General features: G+C 36.4%; 26 protein-coding genes. 23 read left to right on the top strand and 3 right to left on the bottom strand.

Annotated features, from left to right (window positions below; translation table 11 throughout):
• Positions 1 to 7 precede the first annotated feature (7 nt).
• The 5 genes from F936_RS10445 (at position 8) to F936_RS10425 (ending at position 3,984) form a co-directional block, all read left to right on the top strand.
• On the top strand, positions 8 to 544 hold the full coding sequence (locus F936_RS10445) for a hypothetical protein (protein ID WP_005047296.1): 537 nt from the start codon (positions 8 to 10) through the stop codon (positions 542 to 544).
• A 267-nt stretch (positions 545 to 811) separates the two neighbouring features.
• A complete protein-coding gene (locus F936_RS10440) occupies positions 812 to 1,714 on the top strand; it encodes a hypothetical protein (protein WP_005047295.1) in 903 nt (300 codons plus the stop codon).
• Between the two features lie 45 nt (positions 1,715 to 1,759).
• Entirely contained in the window at positions 1,760 to 2,023 is a 264-nt protein-coding gene (locus F936_RS10435) for a hypothetical protein (protein ID WP_005047294.1), read from the top strand.
• Positions 2,010 to 2,933, top strand: a complete 924-nt coding sequence (locus F936_RS10430) for an LPO_1073/Vpar_1526 family protein (protein ID WP_005047293.1) — start codon at positions 2,010 to 2,012, stop codon at positions 2,931 to 2,933. Before F936_RS10435 ends, F936_RS10430 begins: the two co-directional genes overlap by 14 nt.
• A 37-nt stretch (positions 2,934 to 2,970) precedes the next feature.
• Positions 2,971 to 3,984, top strand: coding sequence for a hypothetical protein (locus F936_RS10425; RefSeq protein ID WP_016802211.1), 1,014 nt, complete (start codon positions 2,971 to 2,973; stop codon positions 3,982 to 3,984).
• Positions 3,985 to 4,035: 51 nt separating this feature from the next.
• On the opposite strand, the gene F936_RS10420 is transcribed toward F936_RS10425, so the two are convergent.
• Positions 4,036 to 4,854: an HNH endonuclease gene (locus F936_RS10420; RefSeq protein WP_005047289.1), complete on the bottom strand. Its 819-nt coding sequence runs from the start codon at positions 4,852 to 4,854 to the stop codon at positions 4,036 to 4,038.
• Positions 4,848 to 5,258: a (deoxy)nucleoside triphosphate pyrophosphohydrolase gene (locus tag F936_RS10415; RefSeq protein WP_005047286.1), complete on the bottom strand. Its 411-nt coding sequence runs from the start codon at positions 5,256 to 5,258 to the stop codon at positions 4,848 to 4,850. The genes F936_RS10420 and F936_RS10415 overlap by 7 nt, the downstream gene beginning before the upstream one ends.
• Positions 5,259 to 5,372: 114 nt before the next feature.
• Between F936_RS10415 and F936_RS10410 the strand changes: the two genes are divergently transcribed.
• The 11 genes from F936_RS10410 (at position 5,373) to F936_RS10360 (ending at position 14,146) form a co-directional block, all read left to right on the top strand.
• Positions 5,373 to 6,284, top strand: a complete 912-nt coding sequence (locus F936_RS10410; RefSeq protein ID WP_005047285.1) for an esterase/lipase family protein — start codon at positions 5,373 to 5,375, stop codon at positions 6,282 to 6,284.
• Between the two features lie 252 nt (positions 6,285 to 6,536).
• Complete coding sequence (locus F936_RS10405) at positions 6,537 to 6,761, top strand: ubiquitin family protein (protein WP_005047284.1); 225 nt, start codon at positions 6,537 to 6,539, stop codon at positions 6,759 to 6,761.
• Between the two features lie 212 nt (positions 6,762 to 6,973).
• The gene (locus F936_RS10400) at positions 6,974 to 7,696 is read left to right on the top strand and encodes a hypothetical protein (RefSeq protein WP_005047283.1); all 723 of its coding nucleotides are present in this window, start codon (positions 6,974 to 6,976) and stop codon (positions 7,694 to 7,696) included.
• A gap of 52 nt (positions 7,697 to 7,748) precedes the next feature.
• Positions 7,749 to 8,186, top strand: a complete 438-nt coding sequence (locus tag F936_RS10395) for a hypothetical protein (protein WP_026055627.1) — start codon at positions 7,749 to 7,751, stop codon at positions 8,184 to 8,186.
• Positions 8,146 to 8,787: a putative metallopeptidase gene (locus tag F936_RS10390; RefSeq protein WP_005047280.1), complete on the top strand. Its 642-nt coding sequence runs from the start codon at positions 8,146 to 8,148 to the stop codon at positions 8,785 to 8,787. The genes F936_RS10395 and F936_RS10390 overlap by 41 nt, the downstream gene beginning before the upstream one ends.
• Positions 8,788 to 8,845: 58 nt before the next feature.
• Positions 8,846 to 9,367: a DUF2280 domain-containing protein gene (locus tag F936_RS10385; protein ID WP_005047278.1), complete on the top strand. Its 522-nt coding sequence runs from the start codon at positions 8,846 to 8,848 to the stop codon at positions 9,365 to 9,367.
• Positions 9,327 to 10,613, top strand: a complete 1,287-nt coding sequence (locus F936_RS10380) for a terminase large subunit domain-containing protein (protein ID WP_005047277.1) — start codon at positions 9,327 to 9,329, stop codon at positions 10,611 to 10,613. Before F936_RS10385 ends, F936_RS10380 begins: the two co-directional genes overlap by 41 nt.
• A gap of 39 nt (positions 10,614 to 10,652) precedes the next feature.
• The gene (locus F936_RS10375) at positions 10,653 to 11,993 is read left to right on the top strand and encodes a DUF4055 domain-containing protein (RefSeq protein WP_005047276.1); all 1,341 of its coding nucleotides are present in this window, start codon (positions 10,653 to 10,655) and stop codon (positions 11,991 to 11,993) included.
• 9 nt (positions 11,994 to 12,002) lie between these two features.
• Positions 12,003 to 13,103: a minor capsid protein gene (locus F936_RS10370; protein ID WP_005047274.1), complete on the top strand. Its 1,101-nt coding sequence runs from the start codon at positions 12,003 to 12,005 to the stop codon at positions 13,101 to 13,103.
• Positions 13,104 to 13,333: 230 nt separating this feature from the next.
• Positions 13,334 to 13,723 carry a hypothetical protein gene (locus tag F936_RS10365; RefSeq protein ID WP_005047273.1) on the top strand — a complete coding sequence of 130 codons (390 nt, stop codon included), beginning with the start codon at positions 13,334 to 13,336 and terminating at the stop codon, positions 13,721 to 13,723.
• A gap of 15 nt (positions 13,724 to 13,738) precedes the next feature.
• Positions 13,739 to 14,146, top strand: coding sequence for a hypothetical protein (locus F936_RS10360; RefSeq protein ID WP_005047271.1), 408 nt, complete (start codon positions 13,739 to 13,741; stop codon positions 14,144 to 14,146).
• A gap of 327 nt (positions 14,147 to 14,473) precedes the next feature.
• On the opposite strand, the gene F936_RS19230 is transcribed toward F936_RS10360, so the two are convergent.
• The gene (locus F936_RS19230; protein WP_005047266.1) at positions 14,474 to 14,974 is read right to left on the bottom strand and encodes a hypothetical protein; all 501 of its coding nucleotides are present in this window, start codon (positions 14,972 to 14,974) and stop codon (positions 14,474 to 14,476) included.
• 269 nt (positions 14,975 to 15,243) lie between these two features.
• Here F936_RS19230 and F936_RS10350 point away from each other — a divergent pair, with 269 nt between their 5' ends.
• The 7 genes from F936_RS10350 to F936_RS10325 all read left to right on the top strand — a co-directional run bounded on the left by F936_RS10350 (position 15,244) and on the right by F936_RS10325 (position 19,649).
• Positions 15,244 to 15,498: a helix-turn-helix domain-containing protein gene (locus F936_RS10350; protein WP_005047264.1), complete on the top strand. Its 255-nt coding sequence runs from the start codon at positions 15,244 to 15,246 to the stop codon at positions 15,496 to 15,498.
• 92 nt (positions 15,499 to 15,590) lie between these two features.
• Positions 15,591 to 16,442 (top strand): ORF6N domain-containing protein, encoded by an 852-nt coding sequence (locus tag F936_RS10345; RefSeq protein WP_005047262.1) that lies wholly within the window; start codon positions 15,591 to 15,593, stop codon positions 16,440 to 16,442.
• Between the two features lie 302 nt (positions 16,443 to 16,744).
• A complete protein-coding gene (locus tag F936_RS10340) occupies positions 16,745 to 17,275 on the top strand; it encodes a phage antirepressor Ant (protein ID WP_005047261.1) in 531 nt (176 codons plus the stop codon).
• A 39-nt stretch (positions 17,276 to 17,314) separates the two neighbouring features.
• The gene (locus F936_RS19630; RefSeq protein WP_005047260.1) at positions 17,315 to 17,446 is read left to right on the top strand and encodes a hypothetical protein; all 132 of its coding nucleotides are present in this window, start codon (positions 17,315 to 17,317) and stop codon (positions 17,444 to 17,446) included.
• 84 nt (positions 17,447 to 17,530) lie between these two features.
• Complete coding sequence (locus F936_RS10335) at positions 17,531 to 18,322, top strand: hypothetical protein (protein WP_005047258.1); 792 nt, start codon at positions 17,531 to 17,533, stop codon at positions 18,320 to 18,322.
• A gap of 13 nt (positions 18,323 to 18,335) precedes the next feature.
• On the top strand, positions 18,336 to 19,286 hold the full coding sequence (locus F936_RS10330) for a major capsid protein (RefSeq protein ID WP_005047256.1): 951 nt from the start codon (positions 18,336 to 18,338) through the stop codon (positions 19,284 to 19,286).
• Between the two features lie 42 nt (positions 19,287 to 19,328).
• Positions 19,329 to 19,649 carry a hypothetical protein gene (locus tag F936_RS10325; protein WP_005047255.1) on the top strand — a complete coding sequence of 107 codons (321 nt, stop codon included), beginning with the start codon at positions 19,329 to 19,331 and terminating at the stop codon, positions 19,647 to 19,649.
• Position 19,650: the final 1 nt, after the last annotated feature.

The following is a 19,650-nucleotide window of genomic DNA, read 5'->3' as shown; positions in this document are numbered from 1 at the left end:
GCTAATAGTGGAAAGTATTGATAAAAAAGATAAAGAATATGATTCAGAAAAGTATAAGTTTTTATACGAATACAAAAAATATCATCTGGATATTTTACGTGATAACTATAAGGAGTTGGAGAATAAAGCATCCAAGTATCTGACATTTATTACTTTATTCTTAACGGTGACTACAGTATTGTGTCGTACTTACCTAACTGAAACGCAACCGATAGAAACAAGAGGTGTAATGTATTATGCATCTCTAATACTATTAATAATATTCGTTATTGCAATTTTTCCAGTTTTAAGATGGTTATTCTTATGCTTAAAAATCAACAAATTGGGTGAAATTCCTAAAACAGGAATTAAAGAATATGTGCAAGAGAATGAAAAAGAAACAGTCTATATGGGGCTATCAGACAGAATTGATGAAGTTGTTGCAAGTTATAAAAAAATTAATAATGAGAAAGCAGCTTATCTAAAAAAGGCGTTTGCAGAAATTTTATGTTGTTCTTTAATTTTTTTAGCATTTATAATTACTTTTATCTTAAATAAATTTTGATAATAAAATGTCTACCCAACCTATACCAGTTCCTCCTGAGAAGCCAGCTCCTGAAATTGGTGAAAGCGAAATTAATAACATTCCTATCAAACAGAGTAGATCATAATGAACTCCCAAAATTCTCCTCAACCTCCAGTTCCGCCTGAAGTACCAGCTCCTCATATATCATATGAAGAAAGAAGTATTAAGCGATAAAATTCCGAAGAATCAGTTTTTAATTACAAAGCTCACGAAAGTGAGCTTTTCAATAGATTAGTTAAATTTAAGATGATATTGGATATTCCCACAAAAGAAGATTTTTATATAACTGCTGATCACATGGTTCAGGAAGCATGGGAAAAAGTAGCTAATCTTGCATATGATTATATTTACTATTCAGATGCTTGTGAGACTTCAAAGGAAGAAGAAGATAATTGTTATAAGTATTGGGATTTTGCTAGACCTAAACTTATTTCAGCATTTATTCTTGTTATACAATCTGTAGAGTTTCGGCTTAAAGGTTTAATTGCTGAAATATCTCCCTACCTATTGATAGCTAATACTGCAAAAAATCTTCCAAAATTAGATAAAAATGGAGACATGTCCTTTTCACAATTTCATACCATAGATGCGCAGGATTTAATTAGGGTTTATGAAACTTTTTCTGATAAAAAACTTAGTAATAGTTTTGCACCATGGTTTCAAGAAATTAGAAGCTTACGTAATATGTTTATGCATACGGTTGATAAAAAATCGGATATAAGCCCAGAGCTAATTTTTAAAAGTATCATAACTGCACACAAGGAATTGAATTTTAACGGGTTACATTGGATACAGCATCGGTATCGATATAAGTCAGCCCATTCAGATGGGGGGCATAAATTAATTGATGGTGAGCCTGGAGAAATTTTTGAAATGCTTCAGACACATTATGAATTAGCTGGTGCAATATCGTCATGTTCTTCAGAAATGGTTAAAGATTGCTTTGATTTTGATAAGGAACGAGAAAGTTTCTTTTGCAAAAATTGTATATCCATAATGATGAAATCTGAGTTTTTCGATACGAAACATATTGATTATTGTGTAGGAACTGTACAATATAAAAGGAAGAAAAATAAATACTTATGCATTTTTTGTTTAGATGAGCAAGAACATAGAACAGTTGACATTTGGGAAGATTTAGATTTTTAAAAATGTTTTACAAGTTAATATATAAATATTTTTTGTGAGTTTGTAATGTTTAGATTAATTATTATTCTTGCTTCAGGTATAAGTATGCTTTTAGCAACTTTGTGGGCACTATCAGAACCAGGGTTTGATTCTTCGGGAACACTAGTAACTACAGTTATAGCTTTCTTAATGAGCTTTAAAATTCCTAAAGATAAAGAAACTATCGCTCATAAGAGTCAAAATATTTCAAATCGCTCTATAGGAATTCAAGCTGACAGTATTGGTAATATAACTATTAATAAAGATGGAAACGATAATGTGGATAAATAAAAAACAAGCTGCTGAAAATAATTCCACAGCTGTACAAGCAGATGTAATTCAGAATTTGACTATTGAACAGGGATTGAAGCCAAAGGAAGTTGAGATCTATTGTTTAGGACTCTTTGAGTCAAATTTTCCACGATTAAGGGATGCTGCTGCACAACAGGCAGAACAAAATATAGAAATTTTTGCTAAAAGATTAAAAAAAGAAATTGAAGAGAATGTTGAGACAATTCTAATTGATAAATTTTCAGATCCTGACGTTCAGTTTCTTTTGAATGATGTTGTGACAAAAATTGCTAGAAATGGAGATAAAGCACATACAGAAATATTAATTGAGCTAATTCAGAATAGGATATCTAAGACTTCAAATGATTTTGATAATTTAATATGTAATCAGGCCGTCACTGTAATAGATAAACTAACTAAAGCTCATATTGAACTATTAGCTTTTATTCGAATTGTTAATAATTTTTTACCTTCTATTGATTTATTTTCTTCAATTGATGAAAAAAAACTAATACTTATATTAAAAAAGATAGACAATGGTGTTAGTTTTTTTGGTGAAGTAGTGAATGAGGCTTTTGATTTAAGTTATATCCAAGCTAAATATTTAGAATCTTCAGGTCTTTTACATTTTGATAATTCACCATTCTCTTACTCTTCTACAGGAATGTTGCATACTAAAATTAATAATTCTGAGATTGTAAAATATAAAATTAAGGAGGAGGAATTAGATAAATTAATATTTGATATATCGAAGAACTATTTTGTTTTTCTAAAAACTTATGATGAAATATTCAAAAACAACTTTGTTTCATTATCCTTTATTGAAGAAAAAATTGCAGATAGCTATTTGAAGAGTAAGGGGTTATATAAAGTATTTGAAAAATATAGAAATTTTGAATATTTAGAATAGACATAAAGTTAAATTATTAAATTTATTGAAATTAGGTGTGAATTTGGATATTTCTTCGTTCTCTTGGGCCGCATTTGGTAGTGCTATTACGATTTTTATTGGTTGGATCATTTCTTTTCTTAAATTAAGAAAAGATGAAAGAGTGATAGAAATTGAGTGTATTACGAAAGAACGTAAAGAATGGCGTACATATCTACGCAAGTGGTTGGAAGAGGTAAGCTCGCTTGATGTAAAAACTTTAAATGATGAGAAAAAACTTGAGATTAGAGCACAGTTTATTTCAAGAATAAATATAATAGATAGGTATGATCGTAATATACTAGAATTGTTAGATAAGCTTTTAGAGTCAAACCAAAATGATATCATTAATTTGAAAAAGCAGCTTCAATTTAAAATTTCATTACTTTTAAAGCATGACTGGGAAAGAGTGAAAAATGAGACAAAGCCATTTTATAAGTTGAAAAAAAATGATGATGAAATAGAAAACGTTAGGTCATTTACATTAAAAAGTAACAATGTAAATACGCCAGTTAGTCAATTAAATAATAAATTGACTGCTAATGTTATTTCTGAAGAGTTCGATGCAGAAGTAACAAGGGAAGTGTGCGCACAAGTTACACTTTTTCCATTGTTTGCTTCGGTGATGCTAATATTTCATGTCATAGAAAAAAATTATAAATTTAATTTTGATGAAAAATTTATTCATTGGTTTTTTATTATTTGTTTAACTATTGTATTTTCTATCATTTTATCTGGAATTCTTGATGGTAAGAAGGCATCGTATTGGCTAAAATTTAATCTTATTTTAATTGTTACTCTTGCTTTTGTATTAATTTTTTCCATATGGGTTTCAAATTTTATGAGTTTAAGGGGATTAGTTGGTGGCTTTATTGTTATAACCTCTATTGTCGCTAGTACCTATACTGTAATTGCTATTCGTTCATTAAGTTTATTTTTTAAGAAATTAACCCATAATAGTCATCGGTTTTTTGCAATAGCAATGATTCTTGCAATTGAGTGTTTTATAATCATATCGGTTTTTAGTCTATGAAACCTTAATATAAGACTTACTCTGATTAGACTTTTATTGAGTGGGAATAAATCAAGGTTGATTTATTCCTTTAAGTTTTGAGCGATCAGCCTCAGCATTTACGACATGCATTTTCTTATGGCAATTCGGGCAAAGCGCTACCGTATTTTCGACGGTGTCTGGTCCACCGTGCGCTAACCATTCAATATGGTGAGTTTCAAGGTAGGGCTCACCATTTTGGTCTTTAAAAGGGGCAGGCTGTTCACAGAGCTGACAAATGCCATTCGCTAAACGCTTAGCAAGCTGGGCAATTGCGTCGGAACGGATAAAGTATTTTGATTTGGTATTACGGTAGCTAACTTGCGTTTGTGCTGTAGCGTGAGCATCTGCCATCAATTGCTCAATTGATTTCTTCTTATACTTGCGTTGCTTTTTCTGACTAGTTCGCTCTATGGTCTCTACGCTAATCGCCGTATTTGAATCAGACAATTTAACCGGGAATATCCAGACTAACCGATCTTGTTTATTAGCATCAGGTTGGATCTTTTGATATGGATCTGCTACGAGAGTAACAGGACCTTGGTAGATATATTCTTTATCGACAAAAACTTCAAAAAGATGGACAGACACGCCGTTAGTTTGGCTTTCAGCTAATGTTCTATTTTGACTTATTAATCCTTGGTCACCGAGCTGGCCCATCCCGGTGTAATGCAGCTCATCACCAATCCATCGATCTTCATAGATGGACTCGACATGGTTGGAAACAATGATAAGGGTATTGGTCTTTTTAGAGCGACGCATTCCGCCCTGAGGTGAGCAAAGGAAGTAATCACGTAATCCAGCATTATCTAAAATGGTACCTGGTTTTAATTGTCTAAAATCTTTCAACATGCTGCAGTCTTATTATCAAGTAAGTATTTCACGATGGGGATATCAGCCGCAGCCCAGTCGAGCTGTTCTAATTCATCGATAGTGCACCATTGTACATCCTGGTGCTCACTTAAAGCCAATTCTTCAATAGTCTTAGTCACGCACATAAAAGTGGCCAACTCGATATTAAAGTTGGGGTAGGCGTGCTCTACAGTTAATAGATACTCTATTACTTCAATATCCAGGTTGAGCTCTTCTTTAATTTCTCGAATGAGTGCTTGCTCGAGTGTTTCTTCAGCTTCGACTTTGCCGCCTGGGAATTCATACTTATTCGATAAATAGGGGTACTTATGCTCACCTTTAAGTGCACATAAAATTTTATCCTGGTGTTGGATGACTGCGGCAACGACTTCTAGAGATTTCATTCAAACTATTTTAGATGAGTTCAATATAAATATTATGCTTTGAACTGGCTTATGTTTGCACTTAATATTTAAAAGAATATAATAAAATTTCAATATAATTAAAAGGATAAAGTCATGAAAATAATAATGGTACATGGGATCAACCAGACTGATAAGGATCCTGAAACATTGAAAAAAATATGGATAGAGGCCTTCTTAGAGGGAGTATTTCAGGCACATATACCGAACGTTCCAGCCACAACAAAATTTGAGTTTATTTACTATGGAGATCTGGTAAAGGAATACTTAAATATTCCGACTTCAAATAAAGTATGGTTTGATTTACAGACCAGTGGATTCCATGCTTTCGAAAAAAACTTTAATGATATGTCATTAGATGAGCAGGATATTTTAATTAATATTGCTGATTCGATGGAGGGAGATAGTACTGATGAGATGGATACATTACCTATTGAAGGAATTCCTGTTAATTTAAAAAGTACTTTAGCTCCATATTCCTTTATAGATAAAGGTGCGAAGGCACTAATCAAGATTACGAGTAGATTTAAAAAGCTTCATACATGGGTGCTTAAGATATTTGCTAAAGAGGCAAATCTTTTTCTTGGCAATGAACAATATAGATCACAAGTTAGAGAAAGGCTGCTGGCTAAGATAAAAGAGGATCCAAAGGAAGAAGAAATTGTATTAGTGGGGCATTCCCTTGGTAGTGCTGTCTGTTTGGATGCTCTACAACATTTAAATTCCTCTTATAAGATTTCTCGGTTAGTAACTTTAGGCTCTCCTTTAGGCATCCCTGTATTTTATGATTATTTCAAAGATCGTGCTAAACCCTCTTCATTAAAAGGAGATTGGTTTAACTTTTATGATACGGATGACTTTGTTTCGGCTTATTTATTAACGAACCCTCCATATAATGTTAAACCAGAGATTCAGAATTTAAGGGCAAAAACTCAGTATTTCCAACCTCACTATATTGTTGGATATTTGGATGATGCTCTTGTAGTTAAAAAAATCTTAGGTGTTTGAGATAATTGAATCGTTTAGGACTTCAGAACTTGACCCTGTACAGGGTAAATGCTATTTTTGCGTTATAGTGGTCGAAGTGTAAGTAATTTACTTAATATCACGAATGTGATTTATCGATTCTTATTGAAATGCGTTTGCAAATGCAATTAATTTTGATACCACGAATGTGGCTATATTTTAAAAGCTCATCAATAGATGGGCTTTTTTGCATTCTATGATATAAATATATTTCCAATAATTAAGGGGATAATAATGGGTAAAGTACGAGTTAGATACGAAGATGGTACCGAAGAAGAATTAGTAGAGGTACAAGAAAGAACAGGAGCTACCATAAATATCTATCATCAAAATAGTGAAGGATATTTCCTTGTTCAACTCCTACCACCTCATAAAAAATTAGAGGTTCATAATTTAGGTAATAGTACCTACCTTTTGGGCGATAGAACTGCACTTGTGGTGAGATACGATTATCCTTAAAGATGATTAAATACTTTAGGCTCACATCTACATGAAAAGTCAAAATTACTATTAGATATCTTAAGAGCACCTAAAAACTAGTTTTATCGTTTGCCGGACTTATTACGATGCAAAAAAGCCCCGCTAAATATCTATTATTAGCGGGGCTTTTTACTTTAAAAACTCAATATCCAGCATATAATTAATTTACTTTTTTAATTACATACTAAAATATGCAAATGCTTCCTCAAAAAATTATTCAAACAAATGAAAACACCAGATTTGTTTTTGCATCTACAGATACAACGGCAATTTATTCATTTGTTATTGCTGCTTTGGTAGGGATTATTCTTGCCTTAGTGGGGGTTTTCCTAGCATGGTGGTATGGTAAAAAGAGTTTTGATTTAACAACTAAATCATTTGAAATTACTGTCGAGCAAATTATTGCAAGTATCGAAGCGGCTAAAGTTAATACAAATGAGCTGATCAAATCCAACAAAGAATCTTTAGCAATGCAAGAAGAGCTAAAAAGAAAGGAGTTGGTGTTTCAGAGCAGGCAGGTTTGGTTAAACGACTTACGTGATACCTCAACTCTCTATTTAGAAAGTTTGTCTAAAATGAGTAGTTTGTATATAAAGAAAAGACAAGAGATTAGATCAAGAGTAAAAGTTGACAATGAATTGTTTCTAGAAAATTCAGCTCAAGAGAGTATAAATATTACAAGAATATCTTTGAAAATTGAGTTTTTACTTAATCCTAAAGGTCTTAATGAGCAAATAATTCTCCAATTAATGAGTAATATTCATGAAATTATCAGAGTTCAGTTCCCAAAATGTTTAGCAATTGATAATAGTGAAAATATACGAGGATTAATTGATAGCGATTATAATAATTTCCGAGCAGAAATCCGAAAATTATTGAAAATTGAGTGGGAAAAAACAAAAACTCTAAAATAGATTTAAAAATATAAACTTGACCTCCTTCGGGAGGTTTTTTATGGATGAAAAAATGGACAATAAAGAATACTTTTGGCTTACAAGAAAAAAAGAACTTAAAATAAAATCTAAAAGCAGACCATTGCCTAAGGCTAAAGAAAAGTATCTGGAAGCTGAAGAAGTCCTATTTCAAGAACTAGAAGAACATCGAATTGGATACCGAAGAAAATTTCAATTTGATTCAACTAAAAATTGGCGGTTCGATTTTTATATTGTGAAGTTGAATGTACTTATAGAAATTGCTGGTAGCCCTTGGGCAGTTGGTCGCGGTGGTAGAAAGATAGCAAATGTATTGTGTAAGTATGATCTTGCTATCGATAGAGGTTATTTATTTGAACGCCTAGAACCTCATCAAATTGAATCAGGTTATGCAATCAACTGGATAAAAAGCGAATTAGCGAGAATTGAAAATGGAGCAGATCAGACCATTTCCTCCACAGGACTTGATTGATAAAGCCGAAGAGAATGAAGCAATTCGTTTAAAACCTGCACCAGAATTAAAGGAATGGGTTGTTGCCAATTTTCTTACACTTGGTGGACCACTTCACAATCCAGACCATGATCATATTGCTGAGCTGCTTCATGATAATGAAGAGTTCTTGGCATTTGCTTGGGCTTCATCAGCATTTAAAAGCAAACAAGCCATGGTTCTTGGGCAGTGTGAAAAGGTTATGTTTAATGTAGGTGGCTGGCGTAAAGCTAGACAAGAGCAACAGATGCGGGACTGGTTCGGATTTGTACCAACTTACCTGATTACGATCGATGCCACATTTTGCGATAAAGCTAATGATAGTGAATTCTGCGCTTTGCTTGAGCACGAGCTTTACCATATAGGTGTAGAACGTGACGAAGATGGTGAAATGCTCTTTAGTAGTTCAACTGGTTTACCTAAGCACTATTTAGCTGGTCACGATGTCGAAGAGTTTATTGGTGTAACCAAACGGTGGGGAGCAAGTAAGAGCGTAAAACGTCTTGTTGAGGTTGCGAAGAATCCGCCGTTTGTTTCAAATTTAGATATTTCCAAATGCTGCGGAAACTGCGTAATCAATTGAGCCATAAGGCTCTTTTTTTTGCCTGTTTTGCTTTACGTAGCTTTACGAAGGGGCAAGTATGGCAACACTAAGAGAGCCTGTAAAAATCTTTATAGTTCAGTCTCTTGCCTGCTTTGAAACCCCTCAACAGGTGGCAGATGCTGTAAAGCAAGAATTTAACATCGAAATTGAACGTCAGCAGGTGGCTTTATATGACCCAACAAAAGCAACGGGGAAAAACCTAAGCAAGAAACTGGTGACTTTGTTTAATAAAACCAGAGCGGATTTCCAAAAGAATATTTATGACATTCCACTTGCTAATAAAGCCTATCGCATTAAAGAACTTCAGAAGATCTATGAAGGCTGGAAGAGCAACCGGCTAATGAAGCAAGGTGTGATTAAACAGGTTCGGGAAGAAATGCAGGGCCATGACTTAACACTCCTAAATATTGAGTTAAAGCAGCTTGAGGTTGAAAAGATCAGGACAGGCGATGGTGAAGGCGCAGATGATCCAACACCAGTCAAGGTAACTATTCAAGTTGTAGATGCGAGTAAAAAAGATGCCGAACATCAATCCGACGCTGAATGTGCCTCAGGCTAGATTTCTTCAAATGGAAAACAAATTCAGGGCATTTATATCAGGATTTGGTGGTGGAAAAACTTGGGTGGGTTGTGGTTCTTTATGTCATAAGGCTTGGGAGTTTCCCAAAGTTAGGCTGGGCTACTTTGCACCGACATATCCTCAGATTCGGGATATCTTTTATCCGACAGTTGATGAGGTTGCTTTTGATTGGGGGTTAAAGACCAAAATCTATGAGTCTAATAAAGAGGTCGATCTTTATTATGGTCGTCAGTATCGAAGCACGATTATCTGCCGGTCTATGGAGAAGCCGGCAACAATTGTCGGTTTTAAGATTGGTCATGCACTGATTGATGAGCTCGATGTTATGGCTACCCACAAAGCTCAGCAAGCATGGCGTAAGATCATCGCACGTATGCGCTTTAAACAGGCAGGTTTGTTGAATGGTATTGATGTAGCGACTACACCGGAAGGTTTTAAATTTACCTACGAGCAATTCGTTAAAGAGGCGAATAAATCAGAGGCCAAACGAAAGCTCTATGGAATGATTCAGGCTTCAACCTATGACAATGAGGCCAATCTACCAGATGACTATATTGCATCTTTACGGGAATCCTATCCGCCTCAGCTCATTGAGGCATATTTACGTGGGCAGTTCGTTAACTTAACCAGCGGTGCTGTTTATCCTGATTTTGACCGTAGGCTCAACCATACCGATGAAGAGATTAAGCCGAATGAACCTTTAATTATCGGTATGGACTTTAACGTTCTGAAAATGGCCGCCGTGGTGTATGTGATCCGTGACGGTAAACCTCTGGCGCTGAATGAGCTGGTAGGAGTTCGTGATACGCCAACTATGGCCAAACTGATTATTGAACGTTTCCCTGATCATGAAATTACGATTATTCCTGATGCTGCGGGGCAATCTACTTCATCAAAAAATAGCAGTGAATCAGATCATGCCATTTTAAGGCAGCATGGTTTACGGGTAGAGGTGAATAATACTAACCCGACCATTAAAGACCGTTTAAATGCCGTGAATGCTTTGATCTTGAATGGTGATGGAGAACGGACGTTAAAGGTTAATACTTATAAGTGCCCACGGTTTACCGAGACACTGGAACAGCAGATTTATGATGACGTTGGAATGCCTGACAAGAAATCAGGTTTGGACCACGTAGGTGATGCAGGTGGCTATCCATTAGCGAAACGGTTCCCGATTATTAAACGGATTGTTCAGGTCAGGCGGATTCGGGGTATGGCTTAAACAACGCACCTATTCAGGTGCTTTTTTATTGGTGTTTTTATGGCAGTTACGGATAAACATCCGCAGTATAGTGCTGCACAAAAAAGCTGGTTGGTTATGCGTGACGCCGTTGCTGGTGAAGAGCAGATTAAACAGGCACAAACCAAATATCTTCCTAAATCAGCAGGGATGATCGAAGCAGAGAAGCAGGGTGATAAGACTGGAGAGATTTATAAAGCTTATCTCAGTCGTGCTCAGTATCCATTATGGGTTCAAGATTCATTACGCACGATGATTGGTTTAGTCTCAAAGCTTGAGCCGAATATTGTGATTGAAAGTACTCTATTAAAAGGCTTGATAGAGAATGCAACCAATGACGGATTTGGGCTTAAACAGCTTTTTATCCGAATTTGCCTAGAGTTACTGGAATATGGTCGCTGTGGATTGCTGGTAGATGTAGATGCTAACGGCGTTCCATACTTCGCCTTATATGATGCCTTATCTATTATTAACTGGAAGGAAAACAGCATTGGTGGCCGTAAGGATCTCAAACTATTAGTGCTCGAGGAGCAATTTGAAAACGGTGAAGATGAGTTTGGTCATGATACCAAGACCGTCCATCGTGTTTTATCCATGATTGATGGAGCCTTAGCAGTCCGTTTGTTTGATGGTTCTACTGAAGAAGATAAAACTCCGGATCTTGGAGGTAACCAGCTTTCATTCACGCCGTTTGTTTTCTGCGGTACCACTGATAATTCACCCCAAGTTGGTACGGTACCATTACTCACCATGGCAAAAGCAGCCCTGAAGTATTACCAGCTCAGTGCGGACTACTTTCAATCACTTCATCACACAGCCCATCCTCAGCCTTGGATTAGCGGACTTGATGGAGACGAAGATATTAGTGTCACTGGTGTTATGGCTGTCTGGAGTTTGCCTAAGGATGCACAGTGTGATTATCTGGAAATCTCTGGCGATGGCATTGAGCTGACTAAAAGTGAAATGGATGCCCAGAAGAATTCAGCACTTGAAGCAGGGGCAAAGGTCATCGATACCAATACACAGGAATCTGGTGAGGCCCGCCGCGCACGTCAGGATGACCAGCATGCGAGTCTACATAGTATTGTGATGTGTGCAGCTCAGGCGATCGAACAAGCTATTAAGTACGCAGCTCAGTGGCTAAAACTGGATCCTTCCAAATATGTATTTACAGTAGATCCTGAATTTGTCATTCAGCAATACGATATCAATCTTGCTAAACAACTTTACGAAGGTGCTCTAGCAGGGAAGAACTCATTCCAGACATATTGGGAATATATCGCCACAGGCAAGTTACCTGCTCATGATTTTCAGGAAGAGCTGAAGCGAGTTGAAAGTGAGCGGGATAACGCTCCAATTTAGAGGTGATAAATGGCTTCTAATATTGAAAAATCTTTGATTGAAGTACTTACACAACATCAGGCGTATTTATATCGGGCATCTTCTCAATCAGTTAATGAATTATTAACAATCTTTAATGATGAGTCGACAGTAATGCTGGCAAAGCTTCGGGACTTGCTGGAGGAGCTAAATAATTCTGAAAAATTAGCGCTTGCTGGTGGACAATACACTACCGCCAATCTCAAAGAGATTCGTGATTTAATCTCTCAGTGGTTTGTGGCAATAAATACTGCATTGCCTGAAGTATTTGCTGTTTCAGCGACAGCATTAGCTGTATATGAGGCGAATTACATGGCGAAGCTGTACGGTGGAAAGATTAAAAAGCCGAATGGTGAGAAACTTTATTCAGCAGCCAAGAAAATACCCTTAGTTGGTGGTGCATTAGTTGATGATCTTCTATCTAAGATTGCCGAGACTGCTCGCCAAAAAGTTGAATATGCCATTCGCGATGGAATTAGCTCAGGCAAAACGAATCAGGAGATTGTTCAGCGTATTCGTGGTACCAAGCGTCTTAATTTTGAGGATGGTCTATTAACTGGTTCTAAGTCTGATATTGATCGTACTGTAAGAACTCTACGAAGCCATGTAGCCAATCAAACGTATTTAGATACATTTAAACAGCTTGGTTTTGAGTACGTAAAACTGGTTGCAACACTTGATGGTAGAACGTCAAAACTTTGTGCTTCTTTGGATGGTACCGTATGGGAAATTAACGACACTGCCAAACGTGTACCGCCGTTGCATCCAAATTGCCGAAGTATTCTGGTACCAGTTGAAAAAGACGGTCAACTTGTTGGTGAGCGTCCATTTGTGATGGATGAACGGCGAGTTAAAGACATTCCAAAAGATGAAAGAAGTCAATTAATAGGGCAATTGGATGCAAACACCACATTCAAAGAGTTCTTTAAGAAAACAGATGATTTCTTTCAAAAGGAGTGGCTAGGGCCAAAGCGTTTTAAGCTTTTTAAAGAAGGCAAATTTGATTTTGATAAGTTCTTTGATCCTGAAGGCCGTTTATATAGCTTAGAGAAGTTAAGGAGGTTAGATGAGAGGGCTTTTAAAGTTATCTAGCCGTTTGAAATTAAATAACAGTTTATTATTCAAAATAGTCAGAAGCAAAGGACTGCAACTCCTATCTTTTTATTTTCATTCAATCGAAAGAGTTGAGGATTAATATAGCTTAAAAAATAAGAGAATTTTATTTAAATTTCTAATAGTTAAGATTTAAAGAAGAATGAATTATCTTGTTTGATTTAAGGTAAAAAGCTATTATTTCGCTAAAATAAGCTTGTACTTTAAATATGGCTAAAAAAATTTCTGGAATTGATGAACATTGGACAGCATTTATAATATGTATACTTGTACATATGTTATTGCCCCTATTGCCATTATTTATTGAATGGTTATTGATTGATAAGATATCTAACAGCTCTTATACAATAACAATAGCTATTTATGCGATGACTATCGGAGCTTCTTCGACTAATTCTATTATTGCAATTCTTTGTATTTTTATAGGAATAATTTTCTCTGTTTTATATGGTGCTACCGTGAGTAATCCTAAGCTTGTTTTTGATATTCAACTGTGGTCGATTATGGCATTAATTACCATATTTGTACCTCATGCACTAGAAAGATATAATAGACATGTCTATGAAAAACAAGCATTCAAAATTTTTGGGCAAAAGTAGTAGGGAGGTGTCGAAATGCAAGAAATTTTAAACTTTCTCGAAAATAATCATGGAATTCTCTCAATCATGATAACTGTCTTTTCTGCTTTTGCTCTTGTGTTATCTCTTTATGTAACTCGGAAACAATATTTAGAATTAAGAAAAGCAGAAAAAGAGTATGTAGATCTCTTAATAAAAGAAAAGGAGTTCTTGAAACTACTTAAAGACTCTGAAGAGCTAGATTTACAAAAAACGTTAGCTTCAAAATATATAAGCAAAACTAATTTTGATGAAAAGGTTTTTACTAATGTATTTCTTAAGTTGGATGATAGTAAGAGAAGCCTCCTACAGTCAGCCGTTTTTCAAAAGACTGATAAAAATAGAAAAGCATATTTTGAACATTTAGTTGATATAGCCAAAAAAATTGTTATGACTCATAGTTAAAAGCACCTCACGGTGCTTTTTTTTAATGTTTTACTGGAGGAAATAGGTTTTCAGCAATTTTATGGCCGAGGTCTACTAAGGAAGGCATATTTCCAGAATTAGTTATCCAAATTAGCAATAAAATTACAATGATAATAAGTATATTTCGCGACATATTGATTCCTGAGGTATTTATGAAAATTGAAAATATTGTTTTTATCGAAAATCGATTATATCCAAACTCAACACAAATTTATTTTGAAAATATTCAATTAGATTGCAAAGAGTTTTATGTTCCTGTAGGTGATTATACTCAGCCAATTGGATTCTTAAAGTTTAAGCAAATAGCTAAAAAAGGGTGCTTTGAATTAAGTTCATTAGAGACTCAAGATTGTCATAACCCGTATCCACAATTTTCGTTGTCAGGTGTTTTATACTCTCGGCAGGAAGCTCTCGCAGCACATCAATCATTGATTGCTTACGTTCAGGAGACAGATCCGAAGCCATAATTTTAGCTTCTAGGATTGCTTTTAACTGATTTGCTTCAAATTTAATAGTAACCACACCAAGTATTGCAGATAAACCACCGTCATCAGCCAGAAAATCCATCCCATTGTGATTGATAGTTGGGAGATGAATTTGGGGTTGTTTCTTTCCACTCATAGAACGTGAAAATAATAGGCTCCTTTCTTCTATCAAATCATGTTGAATTAGGTATGTTAGATTAGCTACAACTTTGTTATATGCATCAGTACCGTATTCATATTCATCTCTAAAATCATAGTATTCAGGATATGTCGTACTCATTTTATTTAATAGTTCTAGCTGTAACTGTCGATCTAAGATCATGAATTCACCCTTACAATTTGTTCATTCAAATCATTTGTAATTATCAAGTTTATTTGTGGAGCATCTTAAGTGCTTCGTACCCTCAAAATATAAACAGATATAAATGTTTTCTCTAAAAATATATAGAAAAAACAGTCTTTACCTAATTTTTTTATACGTTTATGTATATTTTCTCTAATTTTTTATACATTTATGCATAAAATAGGCTATAAATTTATAGTTTTGCCTATATTTTCATAGCCTGTTTATATTTTGGAAGTTTCGTCCCTATGTCTGACTCAAATGGCAACCGTAGTCTCACACCTGAACAACTTGAAAGTGTTGGTAAGGCCTTATATGGCAATGGTTATAAAATTCAACTTGCTGAGTTTTTAGGTGTCGATAGACGTAGGATTAATCATTGGTTAGATGGGGATAGGCCTATACCTACAGGTATAACAAGTGAACTATTTATGCATGCACAACATAGACAAGTTGAAGTTACTCAAACTGTTGAGCTGCTAAAAAAAATATTAGATCAGTAAATATTGATTTTGTGCCCAAAATGAGCACATAATTGTAGCAAGATAAAAGACAGAGCAGTAGGGCGCTGTCATGTACCACAAGGTGGCTTGCTATGAACATTGTTGCAAATATAAATGATCAAGAAATTTCCGTTATTAACTATAAGGCTATTCCAGTGGTCACTACTGAAATGCTGGCAGACTTATATGGAACTGAAAATATTCGTATCCAACAAAACCATATAAGAAATTTGGAACGTTTTGTTGAAGGTAAACATTTTTTTAAATTAGTTGGTGAAGAATTAAGAAATTTTAAAAAAGCACTAACTAGCTTAAAGATAGTCAGTCCAAATGCACGAGCATTAACACTCTGGACAGAACGTGGTGCTGCACGTCATGCCAAGATGCTAGACACAGACCAAGCATGGGAAGTGTTTGAGCAATTAGAAGATTGTTACTTCCATCGAAAAGATATTCTGTCCAAAACTCATAAATCAGAACGTGAACCACTCACCAGCTCTGTAAATATGCTTGTGTCTAAAACTAGGCATTTAAACTATAGCGAAGCATATAAATTAGTTCATCAACGGTTCAATGTTAAAAGCATCGACGAAATCCCGTACGATGTGATTCCAGTCGCCGTTGAGTACGTGCATCACTTAATAGCCTTATATAGCCAAGCAGATAAGAAACAGCAATATGAATCTAAGCAGGTGGATTCTATAGCTCGTCACATGCTTTGGCTTAATCACTGGTGGTCAGAGTTTGGCGAGTCTATCCGAAAACTTGGTCCATCTATGGGACATGGAATTCATGACCATTTTAAGTTCGGTGCTGAAGATGCCAGACAGTTGGTAGGGCGAGACGTCTACATACCTATATTTGAATTAGCTAATGGTCATGACTGGCATAAAGGTGGAATAGGTTATTCGACATTGCTCGAATGTAGTTTGATTAAGTCATAGTTTAAAGTCTTGACAGCAGAAACAGTTTTGGGCTAATTTTTACCACAATGAATAGTTGTGCAAATGTCTTGTTTTCATAACAAATACGTGCCAATTGTTAAGAAATTCTAAACCACCTTTCGAGGTGGTTTTTTTATGCCTGAAATTTAGGTAACTCAATATTGGCTAGAACCACGGTTCAAAAAGCACGCTTTTCATATTCAGTGTGCTTGCCAGTTCTTTTTGAAAAGTTTAGCCGTGTAGATGTGTCTCGTTACCACATGTCTATGCGGCTTTTTTTATAAGGTAACGAGGTAAGCGATATGAATGAAATTATGAAAATTGAAAATCAGACACCATTTGTTGAGTTTGATTTAAATGGAGAAGTTCAACTTGGTGTTAATGCTCGGGATTTACATGAGATGTTAGAGGTTAAATCCGATTTTTCACATTGGATTAAGCGGCGAATCTATCAATGTAAATTTGAAGAAAATTTTGATTATATAAAGGTCGTCAAAAAAGACGAGCTTTCAAAAACAGGCCAAACAGTTATTGAATATATTATATCGGTAGATATGACTAAACATTTAGGGATGATGGAACGCAATGATAAAGGGCATGAAATTAGAAAATACTATATTGAACAAGAAAAAATTGCTCGAGATACCTTTGCAGGTGTTCAACTAGAAATTGGAAAGCTAACTTTGCTTGCTGAACAGTGGACTGAAACACTATCAAATGCTGGGCGTATCTTGAGTGTGGGTGGTAAGCAAGTTAAACCAAAAATATTAAGTAAATTAGATGACTTGGTTAAGCAAGCTCAATACAAATTAGATTTTGATCCAAAGCATTGAGATGTACTTAATAGCACACCACCAAGAGGTGGTTTTTTTATGTCTAAATTAAAGGTAGATGGAAAAATGAGCGAGAAAGGTGCTGACCGTGCAGGACTAATGCAGGCAATTACCAATTTGGGCTTAGCCTTAGGAATCATTGTTATCGCGATTATTTTGGCGCTGAAATAATTGCACTCTTACAACGTACCGCCTTCGGGCGGTTTTTTATTGCCTTGAGATAAGGCTCAACTTAATCAAACGAGAGGTTTGAACATGTCACTGCCATTTATTGTTGATTCACTGGACGACGTTAAAGAAGAACATCGTGGCTTGTATGTCGAGGAAGACGGGAAGTTTCGCCTTGATCTGGATGGCTACGAAGATCCAAAAGGACTTAAATCTGCACTTCAAAGCGAGCGTGATGCCGCCAAGACAGCAAAGCAGGAACTCCAGAAGCTTCAGAAACAGTATGAAGGTATTGATCCGGAAACAGTCAAAAAACTGTTTGCCCAACTGGAGCAGGATGAAGATGCAAAATTAATTGCTGAAGGTAAGGTGAGTGAAGTCATCCAGAAACGTACCGAAAAGATGCGTGAACAGCATGACAAGTTACTCAATGCCGAAAAAGAACGGGCTGATAAAGCTGAAGCTTATGCCAACAAGTTCAAGCAGTCGGTTGTTCAAAGCCAGATTGTACAGGCTGCTCTTGAGCTGGAGGCTTTGCCGGAAGCAACAGCAGATATCGCATTTCTTGCCCATTCTAAATTTGTACTCGATGAAAACGGTAAGGCCGTAGCAGTCGATACACAAGGCGAAGTAATCATTGGGAAAGACGGTAAGACGGCGCTATCACCAAAAGAATGGGTCGAAACCTTGCGTGAGCAAAAGCCTTATTTCTGGCCTAAAGCAAATGGAACAGGTTCACCAGGTAGTACCAATACAAAAGGACAGGTCGATATTACCAAACCAGACGGTTCGGTGAACCTAACCAAACTTGCCCAATTACGAAATGAAAATCCGCAACTAGCTAAAGAGTTAGCTGCAAAACACGGTATTAATCTTTAAGGAGTAAAGCCTAATGGCTGAGACAAAAATTGCTGATGTAATCGTACCCGAGTTATTCACTCAGTACGTTTTAAATAAAACTGCAAAGAAATCTGCTTTATGGCAGTCGGGAATTGTAGGGGAGCTGGATGTTGAAGTTGCATTCGGTACACAAGGCGGTTCCACCGTAAATATCCCGTTCTGGAACGATTTAGACGGTGAGTCTGAAGTACTTTCAGATGCAACACCTCTAACCGTAAACAACATTGCAGCGGGTCAGGATATTGCTATTTTGCATGCACGTGGTAAGGCATGGGGTGCCAATGATCTGGCAAAAGCTTTATCTGGTGACGATCCACTTGGCGCAGTTGGTGACCTGGTTGCTGATTACTGGGCACGTGAGTTTCAAGGCTTTACCGTGAATACGCTTAAAGGTGTGTTTGGTTCTGCAAGTATGGCAAGCAATACACATGACATCTCTGCTGGTACTGGAGCCGCGGCAGTTATTGATGGTGTTTCATTTATCGATGCCTCATACAAGCTGGGGGATGCCGTCGATAAATTAACGGCTATTGCCATGCATTCGGCAACCATGGCTGCACTAGCCAAACAGGGCTTGATTGAAACCGTACGTGATGCAGATGGTGTGGTGCTCTATAAAACCTTCATGGATCGCCGTGTGATTGTCGATGACGGTATGCCAGTTGATGGTGATGTATTCACATCATTCCTGTTCGGGCAAGGCGCTATCGGTTTTCAGGATATCGGTGCACCCGTAGGGGTTGAGACTGACCGGGATAGTCTCGCGGGCTCTGACATTCTCATTAACCGCCGTCACTTTGTTTTGCATCCTCGTGGTATCAAATGGGCTGGTGCAATGGGTGTTGCGCCAAATAATGCAGGTCTTTCATCTGATGCCAACTGGGAACGCGTCTACGATCCAAAGCAGATTCGTATTGTGGCGTTCAAGCACAAAGTTAAATAAAGACGGGCGGAATTATCCGCCTTTTCTTTTGGAGATAAATCAATGGGCCTATCCGCATTTAACCGCATGAGAGAACGTCAAATGGCACAAGCAAAAGTAACTGAACTCGAAGAACAACTGGCAACCTTAAAAGGTGAGTTTATTGCCTTTCAGAATGATCCTGATGCAATGAAAGCACGTATTGCTGAATTAGAAGCTGGTAAAGGAATACCTGATCCATTAGATGGACCTACACCCGGTGATTATGAAAACTGGAAGGTCGACCAAATTAAGGCTTTTCTAACTGACAAGGGCATCGAGTTTAAACAGTCGGCATTAAAGCCAGAATTGATTGCTTTAATTCCACAAGATCCAAAGGAATAAT

Source organism: Acinetobacter calcoaceticus DSM 30006 = CIP 81.8 (assembly GCF_000368965.1).
Classification (GTDB): Bacteria; Pseudomonadota; Gammaproteobacteria; order Pseudomonadales; family Moraxellaceae; genus Acinetobacter; species Acinetobacter calcoaceticus.
The sequence above is the reverse complement of the archived record's forward strand: the minus strand, read 5'-3'. Positions and strand labels throughout refer to the sequence as shown.